General features: G+C 49.2%; 9 protein-coding genes. 7 read left to right on the top strand and 2 right to left on the bottom strand.

The genetic code is table 11. The features are described 5' to 3' along the window. Positions 1-2: 2 nt before the first annotated feature. On the bottom strand, positions 3-1,652 hold the full coding sequence (locus RW114_RS14380; RefSeq protein ID WP_340123448.1) for an ExeA family protein: 1,650 nt from the start codon (positions 1,650-1,652) through the stop codon (positions 3-5). 326 nt (positions 1,653-1,978) lie between these two features. On the opposite strand from RW114_RS14380, the gene mnmH reads away from it, so the two are divergent. Both mnmH and selD read left to right on the top strand, forming a co-directional pair. Next, the gene (gene mnmH / locus RW114_RS14375; RefSeq protein WP_340123447.1) at positions 1,979-3,064 is read left to right on the top strand and encodes a tRNA 2-selenouridine(34) synthase MnmH; all 1,086 of its coding nucleotides are present in this window, start codon (positions 1,979-1,981) and stop codon (positions 3,062-3,064) included. Next, the gene (gene selD / locus RW114_RS14370; RefSeq protein ID WP_340123446.1) at positions 3,057-5,327 is read left to right on the top strand and encodes a selenide, water dikinase SelD; all 2,271 of its coding nucleotides are present in this window, start codon (positions 3,057-3,059) and stop codon (positions 5,325-5,327) included. Before mnmH ends, selD begins: the two co-directional genes overlap by 8 nt. Before the next feature lie 40 nt (positions 5,328-5,367). Here the strand turns inward: selD and RW114_RS14365 are convergent, their stop codons facing one another. Beyond that, complete coding sequence (locus tag RW114_RS14365) at positions 5,368-6,258, bottom strand: carbohydrate kinase family protein (RefSeq protein WP_340123445.1); 891 nt, start codon at positions 6,256-6,258, stop codon at positions 5,368-5,370. A 214-nt stretch (positions 6,259-6,472) separates the two neighbouring features. Here RW114_RS14365 and RW114_RS14360 point away from each other — a divergent pair, with 214 nt between their 5' ends. From RW114_RS14360 to RW114_RS14340, 5 genes are all read left to right on the top strand, one after another. After that, complete coding sequence (locus RW114_RS14360) at positions 6,473-7,837, top strand: TolC family protein (RefSeq protein ID WP_340123444.1); 1,365 nt, start codon at positions 6,473-6,475, stop codon at positions 7,835-7,837. After that, positions 7,830-9,158 carry an efflux RND transporter periplasmic adaptor subunit gene (locus tag RW114_RS14355; protein WP_340123443.1) on the top strand — a complete coding sequence of 443 codons (1,329 nt, stop codon included), beginning with the start codon at positions 7,830-7,832 and terminating at the stop codon, positions 9,156-9,158. The genes RW114_RS14360 and RW114_RS14355 overlap by 8 nt, the downstream gene beginning before the upstream one ends. A 126-nt stretch (positions 9,159-9,284) precedes the next feature. Continuing rightward, the gene (locus RW114_RS14350; RefSeq protein WP_340123442.1) at positions 9,285-12,452 is read left to right on the top strand and encodes an efflux RND transporter permease subunit; all 3,168 of its coding nucleotides are present in this window, start codon (positions 9,285-9,287) and stop codon (positions 12,450-12,452) included. A 79-nt stretch (positions 12,453-12,531) separates the two neighbouring features. Continuing rightward, entirely contained in the window at positions 12,532-12,870 is a 339-nt protein-coding gene (locus RW114_RS14345; RefSeq protein WP_340123441.1) for a hypothetical protein, read from the top strand. Positions 12,871-12,953: 83 nt separating this feature from the next. Continuing rightward, the gene (locus tag RW114_RS14340) at positions 12,954-13,562 is read left to right on the top strand and encodes a cation efflux transmembrane domain-containing protein (RefSeq protein ID WP_340123440.1); all 609 of its coding nucleotides are present in this window, start codon (positions 12,954-12,956) and stop codon (positions 13,560-13,562) included. Positions 13,563-13,754: the final 192 nt, after the last annotated feature.

Genomic DNA, 13,754 nt, shown 5'->3' with positions numbered 1-13,754 from the left:
GATTAATCGGTTATTGCTAAGTGAGGGACATCAAGCGTATTCGCTCTGTTTTTAAGATGAGGCAGGGTCTGGCTTCCCACTATGCCGTCTTCCGGTAATTGATGCTGATGCTGAAAATTGATCACGCGGGCAACTAACTTGTCATCATAAAAACGCGGTTGTTCTACGGCTTCAGTTTTCCCGTCAATGCTATTCAACAGATGACGCAACCAGAGCACATTATCCGAGGTCTGGTGGGGACGTATCAATTTGCCATCCGGGATGGGCGGCGGCTCCAGTATTAAATAATAACCGTTCCAATACTTCAACGCATCCGCTAGCGGAAAGCCCATGTCATCTTTAAAATGAATCATGGGCTTATGTTGTCCGAATCCGGTAAGCAAGGCATGGAACTTGTCTTCGCCGGTCAATGAGAATTCCAGAATAGCAGGATGATTAATGGCCAGCAGGTCTTTCCAGTTGGCTTTGCCTGATACGCAGCGCAGTCCCGTTGTTTCTACGTAATGACAATCCAGTTGATGATGCTCGGGGATGGGCTTGCCCCATAGCTTCAATGCGCCGATTAATGCCGTATTTAGGGAGTGATCGGGATTATTGATCCAGTCATAAAACGGTGTCGTTTTAGCCGCAGCAACGGGAGTGATTTCAGCTTCCGTTTGCAGGACAGGGTAGGGTATTGCCATAGTAACCGGGGCCTGACTAGTCGTTTTTGGCCAATGGTAAATGCCCGCAGCAATACACGCTAAAAACAGCAGGCTTAATAATGGGATCAGGTAAGACGGTTTTTTATCGGCAACCCCCAGCGTTTCATGGGCAGCATGGTTAACCAGGGCGGGCGTAACAACGTAAGTATTGGTTGAGTAAGCGCCAAGCAAGGCGCGATCACAGAGAACGTTAATCACTCTGGGTATACCGGAAGAAAGTTGGTAAATTTTACGTATCGCGCTGTCTTTAAATATATCCGGACGACCGTTACACACCATCAGCCGATGCTGGATATACGCCCGGGTTTCATCCAGCGATAACGGCAACAAGTGGTAGCGGGCGGTAATGCGCTGATTTAACTGGCGTAAATCTTTTCGATTCAGTAATTCTTTCAATTCAGGCTGGCCGACCAGAATAATTTGCAGTAATTTTGTTTTACTGGTTTCCAGGTTGGTCAACAGGCGAACTTGTTCCAGCACTTCCAGGCTTAAATTCTGCGCTTCATCGATCAGCAAAACCGTACGTCTGCCGTTGGCATGGGCGGTGAGCAGATGTTGGTTTAAACGGTCGATCAGGTTTTTTAACGATTGCCGGTTTTTGTCATAACTAATGCCAAGTTCATCGCAGAGGGTAGCCAATAATTCGATTGCATTAAGCTTTGGATTCAATATCAGGGCAATATCGATATTTTTCGGTATTTGTTGCAATAGGCATTGGCAAAGCGTGGTTTTGCCGGTACCCACTTCGCCGGTTAAAGCGACAAAGCCCCCGCTAAAATTAATGCCGTAAAGAAGATGAGCCAAACCCTCCTGATGGCGCGGGCTCATATAAATAAAGTGCGGATCGGTCGCGATCGAAAACGGCAATTCGCTAAAATGAAAGTAGGCGTTATACAAGGTGATGAAATTTTCCGGTAAAGAAAATAATGATGAATTATTGTAACTCAATGTTCAAGTTTTTAATTCTTGATATTAAAGTACCCTGATAAATCAGGTCTTATAGCTATAATTACTGTTATGTGATGTTTGAACCCATGAAAAGAAGCCTCTAAATGTTAGGGGTTGACACCCTCCCTCCTAGATCATCCGGCATGGTTTATTGCAGGTAAGCAAATTGGCTGAGTCGCAGACTGAGTGAAGGGGTGTTGATTCTCTCGGACAGCCGCGTAAATAATGCGGCAGAAGCTAAGATGTGTAGGTATAGCCAGAAGATCGCCAGGCATTTCTGTTATATTAAGAAGTCGTATTGCCAGCCATAATCCCATTCCGAATATATGAATAATCACTCTACTATGCCCGCTGCCGAGGCTTTTAAATTGCTTAGCATCAATAATAAAATAACGGCTATTGATGTAAGGTCAGAGGGGGAACATCAAAAGGGACACTTTGAAAACACAGTAAATATGCCGATACTTTCTGATGCCCATCGTCATGATGTAGGGTTGACCTATAAGAACGAAGGCTCGGAAGCCGCCAAGGTGCTTGGACATGAACTGGTCAGCGGCGAGTACAAAGAACGGATGATCCGGCAATGGTGCGAGTCGATCAAAAGTCATCCTCAACAACTAGCTTTTATCTTTTGTTGGCGCGGCGGACTGCGATCTCGATTAGCTCAAGATTGGATTTATCAACAAGGACTGGACGTTTTTCGGGTTGATTCCGGCTATAAGGGTTTACGGCATGAGGCTCTTAAGGTGCTGGAAAATCCTGTTCCCTTTGTGATTCTTTCCGGCATGACCGGATCCGGGAAAACCCGCTTAATTCATAAACTCCGCCACTTTGTCGATCTTGAAGGGCTTGCCAACCACAGAGGCAGTGCTTTCGGGGCGCATTTTGGGACAAGCCAGCCTCAGCAAGGCACGTTTGAAAACAAGTTGGCGCAATCGCTTTATCACGTTGCCGATAACACTGTGCTTGAGGATGAAAGCCTCAATATTGGCCGGTGCCACCTGCCTGATAGCTTTTATGCCCGAATGGTCCCGGCGCCGATGGTGATGATCGAAACGCCAGTGCGGATTCGGGCGTTGGAAATTTTTAAGGAATATATCCAAACACCTGTTGCAGGCGGCATGCCGTTGCATGAACTGGAAAACAGTTTTGCGAATAATGTAGACAGGATCAGAAATAAGCTGGGCGGTTTGGAATGCGATAACATTAAAAACCTGCTGAACCAATCCTTTCAATTCGATGCGCTGAATGAAGATTGCACCGACGCTTATCTCGATTGGATCGAACGCTTGCTGACGCACTATTACGATAAACTGTATAGCCATTCGCTGTCGTTGAAATCACGAAAGACCTTATATAAAGGATCGTGGCAGGATTGTCTGGATTTTTTAACGCATCTGCATCATGAATAATAAGTCAACGCCGATAGTTTCAGACCTGGTTTTGCTCGGCGGCGGGCATGCCAATATTCAGGTGTTAAAAATGCTGGCCATGAACCCGATTGGCGGCCTTAGAATCACTTTAATATCCGATCAAACCCATTCGCCTTACTCCGGGATGATACCCGGCTATTTGGCGGGCTATTATTTCTATGAAGATTGTCATTTCGACTTAAGACGAATCTGCGAAGAACTGGGCTTGCGTTTTATCAAGGCTAAAATCATCGGAATAGACCCGCAAAGGAAAAAAATCCAGCTGGAGAACAGGGCGGAAGTCGGTTACGACTGCGCGTCTATTAACGTGGGTATTGAGCCTCGGAGCCTAGAAAATCTATCGCCCGAAGCGACTGTAAAACTGATCCCGCTTAAGCCGATTTCCAAATTTCTCGCGCATTGGGATAAGTTGATTGCCGATTTAAAGGCTTATAAAGGTAGCGATACTCTGCAACTTGCCGTTGTTGGCGCCGGTGCGGCAGGTGTTGAAATCTCGATTATCCTGAAAATGTTAATCGATCAACACCAATGGAATGCCGGGGTTAGCCTCATTCAGCGACATGAGTTTCTGATTTCGGCAAAAGACCGTTTAGCCCAAGGTAAGCTGTCAAATACCCTCAAAAAGTTGGGTATAACCGTCTTGCAAAATACCCAGGCGCTTAAAGAGCAGGAAAACGGCTTGATGCTTAAAGATGAACAAGGATTTGTTTATACTAAAGATTTTTATCGGATCTTGATGGCTACGCAAGCCTCGGCGCCTAAGTGGTTTAAACGCTCAGAGCTGCCGGTGAGCTCTGAAGGTTTTTTAACGGTCACCGAAAAACTGCTGGTTGAAAATGAACATGACCTGTTTGCCGCCGGAGATTGCATACATTTTTCTCCTGCTCCTTTGAAAAAGGCAGGCGTTTATGCAGTGCGCCAAGGAAGAGTGCTTGAGCATAATATTCGCGCTTTTTTTACCGGAAAGTCAGAGTTAAAAAACTTTCATCCCAAAAAAAACGTGTTGTCTTTAATCACTATAGGTGAGCGAAAAGCGCTGGTTCATCAAGATAGCCCGTCGATACTTAGATGGATGTGGCCTTCATTGTTGTGGATAGTTAAAGATGGGATCGACAGGCGGTTTATGCAGCGATTTCAGGCACGGACTTTTAGCATAAAGCCTCAGCATGTTAATAAAACCATGCCAGTGCCTAAAAGTACCTTGGTTCCGGAGGATTGGGAAAGCAATACCTGTGGCGGCTGCGGCAGTAAATTGGCGGCTTCCACATTAATACGCAGTCTGAATAAACTGGCTTTTCCCAAAGATGACGCTGTTTTGCTGGGCGTTAACGATGGCGAAGACTGCGCCTTGACCCGGTTTTCCGAACATGTCCTGTGCCTGCAAAGTATCGATCAATTCCGCTCGTTTATTTCGGATCCTTATTTACTGGGCCAAATTGCGACCCAGCATGCTTTAAGCGATGTCTATGCGATGGGCGGAATTGCCAAGACCGCACAAGTCGGTTTAACCCTAGCGGCTGCGAACAAGAAAATTCATCAGGAAGATATTTTTCAACTGATGTCGGGTGTGCTGGATATTCTGACTAAAAGCGCCGTATCTCTGGTCGGCGGCCATACCGGTGAAGGAGCGGAACTGGCGATTTCTATTGCCGTCCAGGGCGAAGTCGCACCGGAGCAGGTTTTAAGAAAACAACTCACGCAATCGGGAAACCGGTTGGTATTGACCAAGCCCATAGGTACCGGCGCTATCTTCGCCGCCAATATGCTGGCTCAGGCCAATGGCAAACTGGTCGATGAAGCGCTTTCAAGCATGCTGGAATCCAATAAAACAGCTATGGAGATTATCAAAGGATTTGATGTTTCCGGTTGTACCGATATTACCGGTTTCGGCTTGTTAGGCCACGCGTTCGAAATGATGGGGAGAAATGATGATAACGCTTTGGGCGTTAAAATCGGCTACCAGGCGATTCCCTTATTTGATGGCGTTGGCGAATTATTTGCAAAAGGCTATTACGCCTCTATTGCGGAGGAAAATTATCAGTCTTTAACTGCGGTACTGAGTGCTGATGTCAGTAATCAAAAATTTCCGGCGCTGTTTGATCCGCAAACCAGCGGCGGGCTGTTGTTTTCAGTGCCAGCTGATCAGGAAGAAGCCTGTCTAAAAGCCCTGCATCAAAACGGCGTGACCAAGGCCTGCGATATAGGCGAGATTATTGGTCGGCGGGAAATAGTCATTGCTTAAAACAATGCTAAGTCATGCCGGTGCTGGCTGAGGTTCTTTGCTATAGAGCTTGATTAAATAACCGGCCATGTTCTTCCCTGCCGGGCAACCCTAAACGTGCGCCCATTTGCATACAACACAAAGCGCCTGCGGCACTGGCATATCGAAGCAGCGATTGCCACTCCATTCCTGCTGCCAGCGCCGCACAAAAAGCGCCATGAAATGCATCGCCGGCGCCCGTGGTATCAAGCGCAGTCAGCGGATAAGCAGATAGCGCGCCTTGCTGATTGCCGCGTTGCCAAATCAGCCCCCGCTCGCCCAGCGTGATAACGACGACGGGAGCCAGTACAGCGAGTCGGCTTAAGGCGCTGCGTTCGTTGTCGGCGTACTGGTTGGCAAATTTTTCCGAACAAACCAGATAATCGACGCAGCTCAGTAGCGCCAAGGTGCCTTCATGCACCGAGCCTGCATCCAATACCGTGGGGATGTTGGCTTGCCTGGCCTTTTCAGCCAGCGGCAATGAGATCAAGGGTTCATGCCCGTCGAACAATACCACCTTCGCCGGGATTTCAGTGAGGTTCAGCGCATCGGCTGATAAGGCTTGCGTGTCCCCCTTGTAATTGATCAAACAGCGCTTGCCATCGGGTTTAACCAATATCGCCGATAGCGGAGTAGGGGCGTCGCCGCGTATGACCAGCTGGGTGTTGACGCCGTAAGCATCGAATTCCTGGAGATGTTGGTCGCCGTAAAGATCGCGTCCCAAGTAACCGGCAAAGGCGGAAGTTAAACCCAGCTTGGCCACGCAAACGGCGGCATTGGCGGCTGGGCCGCCGCCGCAACTGAGCAGGCTGTCGGCCACTATTTTTTCATCGGCATCAGGCTGTCGGCTCACCGAGAAAATCAAATCATAAGAGGCGTGCCCTACGCACAGCACATCAACATTAATAGTCATGGTTTATAGTCTGCGAAATAGCTCAATTTTGATATATAGTTATTCAGGAAAGTGTAGCTGTTCTTATCTCGATAGCTATATTACAGGTTTTCCTAGTTGATGGATCCAAGGATTCAGTCGTAGGCTGGGCAGTCTTTTTTGCCCGTACCTTGCTTGCGCCGACTCAACATAACATATCCGTTTCACGGACTTTATAACGAGTGTAGAAGGACATATGTCGCCACAAATTATTTTCAAGCTCGTAGGATGTGCTGAATGCAGTGAAGCGCATCAATCGCGAATGATGGGCATCCTTCGTCAGCCCATCCTACAAATTCTGATTATGCTGTTGCTTTCTGCCTGTGTATTTGCAGGTGAACAACCGGTAATCAAGGGCGTATTAACCTTAAAAACCGCGACCGAGCAGGCCGTTCAGGACAATCCGGATCTGGCGCAGATGCAGGCCAGAGCGCAAGCCATGGCCGCTATTCCGTCGCAAATGGGGGCTTTGCCTGACCCTGAAATCAGTCTCAATGCGATGAGCCTGCCGGTTGATAGTTTTAGTACCCGGCAGGAAGATATGACGCAACTGGGAGCGGGTATCTCGCTGGCCATTCCTTTTCCCGGCAAATTGGCCTTGCGCGAACAGGCGGCGGCTTTTGAGGCGAAAGCCGCAATACAAAGTGTCACCGAAGTACGCTGGCGCTTATTAAGCGAAGTTAAAACCACTTGGTGGCTGATCTTTTATCTGGACAGGGCAATCCGGATTGTTGACAGCAACCATGCACTGTTGCAGCAGTTTGTTCAGATTGCCAGAACTAAATACGAAGTCGGCGAAGGTTTGCAGCAGGATGTATTGCTGGCTCAACTGGAGTTATCCAAGTTACTCGATCAGCAATTGCAGCTGAAAGCCTCGCGCCGCAATGCCGCCGCCAGCCTGAATGCGTTGCTGGATAAACCGGCCAACGAAGAGATCCATTTACCGGACAAGGTTGAAGCGCAATTGCCGAGCATTAAGCAGGAAACCCGGCTTTATCAACAGGCAGAAACATCCAGAGCCGTACTGGAGGGCAACCGCTTAGGTATAAATGCCGCGCAATCCCGCCTGGATCTGGCCAAAAAAGAGGTGTTGCCGGATTTTAATCTGAGCGCTGCCTATGGCGGTCGAGCGAATACGCCTGATGGTGACCGGCGGGCCGATCTGTTAAGTTTGGGCTTGAGCATGAATGTCCCGATCTTCGCCGTGCAAAAACAGGATAAGGCAGTTGACCAGCGCACCAGCGAACTCATGCAGGAAAAATACGCCTTACAGGATCAATGGAACAAGGTGCGCGCGCAAATTTCGCAAGGCTACAACGATTACCGGCGCGCCAAAGATCAGGTGGTGTTGTTTGAAACCGGCATTGTGCCGCAGGCAAGACAAACCGTCGCCTCGATGCTGGCGGGTTATCGGGTCAACAAGGTCGATTTTCTGAACTTGGTGCGCAGCCAGATTACCTTGTTCGAATACGAGACCCAGTATTGGAAAGCCTTTACCGAAGCGAATCAGTCGCTGGCTCAGTTAAGCGCGGCTGTTGGCGAGGAGGAAATTTATGAATAAGCAGTTAATCATTACCGCTATGTTGATGCTGGCTTTGGGTGTCGGCGTAGGCTATCTGCTTGCACCCAAGCCGGAGTCAGGAAGTCAGGAGCAAGCCCGCGCTGTATTACCGGATGATAAAAAGCCATTGTTTTACCGTAGCCCGATGAACCCGGCCGTCACGTCGCCCGTTCCGGCAAAAGATACGATGGGTATGGATTATATCCCCGTCTATGCCGACGACGAGGCGAAAACTGACGAACCAGCAGGCACCGTTAAAATCGATGCGGTTACCGTGCAAAACATGGGCGTACGGACCGCAATTGCCAAAAAGACCTTGCTCTCGCATGTGGTTCGAGCCGTTGGCCGCGTAGCGTATGATGAGGAACGTATCGTGCGTTTGCATCCCAAAACCGAAGGCTGGATTGAAACCCTGCGCGTCGATAAAACCGGTGAGTGGGTCAAGAAGAATGAAGATTTACTGAGTATTTATTCGCCGCAACTGGTGGCCAGCCAACAGGAATATATTCTGGCGTTAGACAGTCTTAACGTGCTGGAAAAAAGCCCGATTGAAGAGATACGCCTGGGTGCCGAAGAGCTGGTCAAAAGTTCCCTTGAGCGTTTGAAATTGCTGGATGTTCCTGCGCATCAACTGCATGATCTGACCCACACCCATCACATTAAAAAAGACCTGCATATTCATACTCCGGCAGCCGGCATTGTGATCAATATAGGTGCCCGCGAAGGTCAATATGTCACTCCGGCTACCGAACTTTATATGATTGCCGACTTATCCAAAGTCTGGGTATTTGCCGATATTTATGAATATGAATTGCCCTGGGTAAAAGTGGGAGATCCGGTTGACATGCAATTGGCCGGTGTGCCGGGGCGTATTTTTAACGGGCATCTGGCTTTCATTTATCCTTATGCCGAAGCGAAAACCAGAACCATCAAAGTGCGGTTGGTATTCGATAATGCCGAATTATTATTAAAGCCTGAACTATTCGCCGACGTAACCATCTACGCGGCTAAACAAGTCGATGCGGTGGTGATTCCCTCCGAAGCGGTCATTCGTTCAGGCGCGCAAACCCGGGTTCTTATTGTGCGCGGTGCGGGCAAGTTTGAACCGCGTCTGGTCATGACTGGCTTATCGTCTAGCGGCGATGTTGCCATTCTTCACGGCGTAAAAGCAGGCGAAGAAGTCGTCACTTCGGCACAATTTTTGATCGATTCCGAATCCAGACTGCATGAAGCCACGGCCAAAATGATGGAACCTTCAGCACCGCAACAGCCGGAGCCAAACCGATTGATCATGGAACAAGGAGAGCATCAACATGATTAGCGCATTTAAACCTATATGTGGGGGCGACTTCAGTCGCCCATTGAGCAATAGATTGCTGACTGACTGGGCGACTTGCGTCGCCCCCACAATTCCAGGGCACAATCATGGGATAGAGGGAATATCAACATGACTGATTTCATCATCAATAGTTCGCTAAAAGACCGTTTTATGGTGCTGCTGGCCGCGATTATCCTGGCCTTGGCAGGACTTTGGTCGTTTAAAAACATGCCGCTCGATGCGATACCGGATTTGTCCGATGTGCAGGTCATCGTGTTCACCGATTACGAAGGCCAATCGCCGCAGGTCATTGAAGACCAAATCACCTATCCGTTAACCACAGCCATGTTGGCTGTGCCTCATGCCAAAGTGGTGCGTGGCTATTCCTTTTTTGGTCTGTCGTTTGTCTATATCATTTTCGAAGACGGCACCGATATTTACTGGGCGCGGTCGCGGGTGCTGGAATATCTTAATTATGTTAAAGACCGGTTGCCGCAAGGTGTTACGCCGACCTTGGGTCCCGATGCCACCGGGGTAGGCTGGATTTATGAATACGCGCTGGTCGATAAAACCGGCAAACATGATCTGGCGCAGCTGCGTTCCATTCAGGACTGGTATTTACGTTATCCATTGCAAACCGTTTCCGGCGTTTCCGAAGTCGCCTCGGTGGGCGGTTACGTCAAGCAATATCAGGTGGAAGTCGATCCTAATGTGTTGCAGGCGTATAAAATTCCGTTATCCACCGTAATCACCGCCATCAAGCGCTCCAATAATGATGTCGGCGGCCGCTTGTTTGAAATGGGCGAAACCGAATATATGGTCAGGGGCTTAGGCTATATCAAATCCATCGCTGATCTCAAGACCATCCCGGTGGGTATCGATGCCAATGGCACGCCGATACGTTTGCAGGATGTCGCGCATATCCAAATTGGCCCTGAACTGCGTCGCGGTGTCGTGGAACTGAATGGCGAAGGCGAAGTGGCCGGTGGCGTAGTAATTATGCGCTTTGGCGAAAATGCCCTGAAGACCATTGAAGACGTGCGCAAAAAACTGAATGAACTCAAAAAAGGCTTGCCGGAAGGGGTTGAAATCGTCACCGTTTATGACCGTGGCAGCTTGATAGAACGCGCAGTAGACACGCTGAATAGCGCACTTACTCAGGAACTTATCATTGTTTGCAGCCTGGTCGCCTTGTTTCTGCTGCATCTGCGGTCATCGCTGGTGGTCGTTATCACCTTGCCGCTGGGTATTTTGATGGCATTCATTGTTATGAAATGGCAGGGCATGAATGCCAATATCATGTCGCTGGGCGGCATTGCCCTTGCCATTGGGGATATGGTCGACGGCTCTGTGGTAATGCTTGAAAATGCCCATAAGCACCTGGCCGCAGCCGCCGAAAAAAAACAGGCCGAACTGACCGAAAAAGAACGCTGGCAAGTCATCGGTGAATCATCCCGGGAAGTAGGCACCGGCCTGTTTTTCTCGCTGCTGGTCATTACCGTTTCCTTCCTGCCCATTATCACCATGCAGGCGCAGGAAGGGCGTTTATTCAGCCCGCTGGCCTTTACCAAAACCTACGCGATGGCGGCGGCAGCAATATTGACTATCACGTTAGTGCCGGTGTTGGTGGGTTATTTTGTTCGCGGCAAGATCATTCCCGAGCAAAAAAACCCGATCAACCGTTTTTTGCACTTTATTCACTCACCCGTTTTGAAGCTGGCGATGCGCTGGCGTGCGGTAACGTTAATACTGGCTGCCCTGTTGATGGCATCAATGCTATACCCGTTTTCCAAAATAGGCAGCGAGTTTATGCCGCCTCTGGATGAAGGTGATATTTTATATATGCCGTCTACGTTTCCCGGTATCTCCATCACCAAAGCCAGGGAACTGTTACAGCAGACCGACAAGATTCTGAAAACATTTCCCGAAGTACATCATGTATTTGGCAAGATCGGACGCGCAGAAACGGCAACAGACGCAGCCCCGTTAATGATGATGGAAACCACCGTGAGCCTAAAACCCCAGGAGCGGTGGCCTGATCCCGATAAAACCACCCGGCAACTCATGGATGAAATGGACAAGGCCATTCATTTTCCCGGCTTAGCCAACGCCTGGACCATGCCGATCAAAACCCGTGTCGACATGCTGTCTACCGGCATCAAAACCCCGGTAGGCATCAAGGTTTCAGGACCTGATCTGAACGTCTTGCAGTCTCTGTCGCTGGAAATCGAACGGGCGATGAAAACCATGCCGGAAACGCTGTCGGCCTATGGTGACCGAGCTGTCGGCGGCTATTTTCTGGATTTCGATATTAACCGGGAAGCCGCCGCGCGTTATGGACTGACCACCGGCGATGTGCAGGACGTTATTCAAAGCGCTATTGGCGGCATGAATATCACCGAAACCGTTGAAGGGCTGGAGCGATATCCGGTCAATCTGCGTTATCCGCGAGATCTGCGCGATAATCTGGAGGCGTTACGGCGCGTGTTAATCCCTACGCCCACCGGAAGCCAGATACCGTTGACCCAGGTGGCCGATATTAAATTCACCCGCGGCGCGGATGTGATTAAAACCGAAGATGCCAAACCCAATGCCTGGATCTATGTGGACATCAAGACCTCCGATATCGGCGGATTTGTTGCTCAGGCCCAAAAAAACCTGGCTGAACGCGTCAAACTCCCCGCCGGTTACACCGTCGCCTGGTCAGGCCAGTTTGAATACATGGAACGCGCGGCAGAACGGTTACGCATAGTCGTGCCCATCACACTGCTGCTGATTTTTATCCTGTTGTATTCTGCTTTCCGCAATCTCACCGAGCCCACTATCGTCATGCTAACCATCCCCTTTAGCCTGATTGGCGGTATCTGGCTAATCTACTGGCTGGGATTCAATCTGTCGATTGGGGTCTACGTCGGCTTTATCGCCCTTGCAGGCACAGCAGCCGAAACCGGCGTCATGGTGCTGAGTTTTATTGATATTGAAATAGATAAACTGCGCAAGCAAAAACAGGCGCCCTTGACCGCCGACGAAATCAGAGCTACTACGGAAGCCGCCACCGCTATGCGGGTGCGGCCGGTAGCGATTACCTCACTTGCCAACATCGTCGGCTTAATCCCCATTATGTGGGCCACCGGCACCGGTGCCGATGTCACCCAGCGTGTCGCAGCACCCGCGATGGGCGGCATGTTGACGGTGTTGATATTAAGTCTGTTGGTGTTTCCGGTAATCTATAGTCTGGTGTTGCAGTACCAGGAACAGCGCAAGTCAAAGCATGATCTATTAACCCGCGAACTATAAAGGAGGTGACGCTGAGAACAAGTTAACAACCTGAAAAACGATGTTACAAAAACTTTTTGAGCTACTCTGGAGAAAACCCATGAAAACAAAATCACTGATTACCTTAGCTTTAACTCTTGGATTACTGTCCGCTTGCGCGGAGATGAACCCGCATCCGATGGATATGAGTCAAGCCGTGCAAAACGCAACATCCAAAGCCGATCATGAGGCGCTGGCACAACACTATGAGGAAGCGGCGAAAGAAATGCAGCTTAAAGCTGACGAGCACAAAAAATTGCTTAGCCAATATCGGTCAAAAAGTTATCTCTACGGCAGACAGGCGGAAGATTTTAAAGCGCATTGTGAAAGGTTGATTGATGTCTATGAAAAAGCCGCCAAGGAAAACCTGGAAATGGCAAAGATGCATCGCCAGATGTAATGCTTCACACAGGCCAGGGGGTGGCAGTGTTGCCATCCTCTGGCAATAACTTAAAAACCCTTTTATAAAAACAGGATAGTCAAATGGCCGATTGTTGCAACGACAAAACTTGCGAGATCGAGGCGCTTCGTAATCGCCAAAGCTCGACACTTAAAATAGTGCTAGGTATTAATGTTGCCATGTTCATAGTGGAACTCACAGCGGGTCTAATCAGTGGCTCTGTCTCACTGGTGGCGGATTCTCTGGATATGCTTGGCGATGCCTTAGTATACGGCTTCAGTATTTACGTTGTTGCACGCGGCGCAAGAATGAAAGCCCGTGCAGCCCTATTCAAAGGCGGAATCATGGCGGCCTTTGGTTTTTTCGCTCTTGGGCAGGCCGCTTACAGGATTGTTTTTCCTGAGGTTCCTGTATTCGAGGCCATCGGTGCAATTGGTCTGCTGGCGCTCGCGGCGAATAGTATTTGTTTGGCTTTGCTCTGGCAACATCGAGCCGATGATATAAACATGAGTTCAGTTTGGTTGTGTTCGCGCAACGATATTATTGCAAATATCTCAATATTGTTTGCCGCCGCAGGTGTATGGTTTACTCATACAGGTTGGCCCGATATTCTAGTCGGTTTGGCAATTGCCGTTCTCTTTCTACGGTCAGCGCTATTTGTATTGCGCGAGGCTATTACGGAGTTTCGGTGATGAGAGGTGATGAGATGAGAGTCACAGAAAAGCCCATTTCCAGTTATCCATGGTATCTTCGGCCTTTTTTTTGGAATCAGAAAAGAAAATACGGACAGATTCTTAAGCCTGCATTGATTTGGGCCAGAGTCCCCAGTTTGTTTGCAGCAATAGCCCTGCTCTATGGGGCGCTGGACAGAAAAAGCAGCCCTA

This window comes from Methylobacter svalbardensis (assembly GCF_037671525.1).
Classification (GTDB): Bacteria; Pseudomonadota; Gammaproteobacteria; order Methylococcales; family Methylomonadaceae; genus Methylobacter_A; species Methylobacter_A svalbardensis.
This window is presented reverse-complemented; position numbering and strand designations above follow the sequence as displayed.

Coding starts and splice junctions, on each gene's coding strand:
- mnmH (WP_340123447.1), top strand. CDS start 1,979: ATGAATAATCACTCTACTATGCCCGCTGCCGAGGCTTTTAAATTGCTT.
- selD (WP_340123446.1), top strand. CDS start 3,057: ATGAATAATAAGTCAACGCCGATAGTTTCAGACCTGGTTTTGCTCGGC.
- RW114_RS14365 (WP_340123445.1), bottom strand. CDS start 6,258: ATGACTATTAATGTTGATGTGCTGTGCGTAGGGCACGCCTCTTATGAT.
- RW114_RS14360 (WP_340123444.1), top strand. CDS start 6,473: ATGTCGCCACAAATTATTTTCAAGCTCGTAGGATGTGCTGAATGCAGT.
- RW114_RS14355 (WP_340123443.1), top strand. CDS start 7,830: ATGAATAAGCAGTTAATCATTACCGCTATGTTGATGCTGGCTTTGGGT.
- RW114_RS14350 (WP_340123442.1), top strand. CDS start 9,285: ATGACTGATTTCATCATCAATAGTTCGCTAAAAGACCGTTTTATGGTG.
- RW114_RS14345 (WP_340123441.1), top strand. CDS start 12,532: ATGAAAACAAAATCACTGATTACCTTAGCTTTAACTCTTGGATTACTG.
- RW114_RS14340 (WP_340123440.1), top strand. CDS start 12,954: ATGGCCGATTGTTGCAACGACAAAACTTGCGAGATCGAGGCGCTTCGT.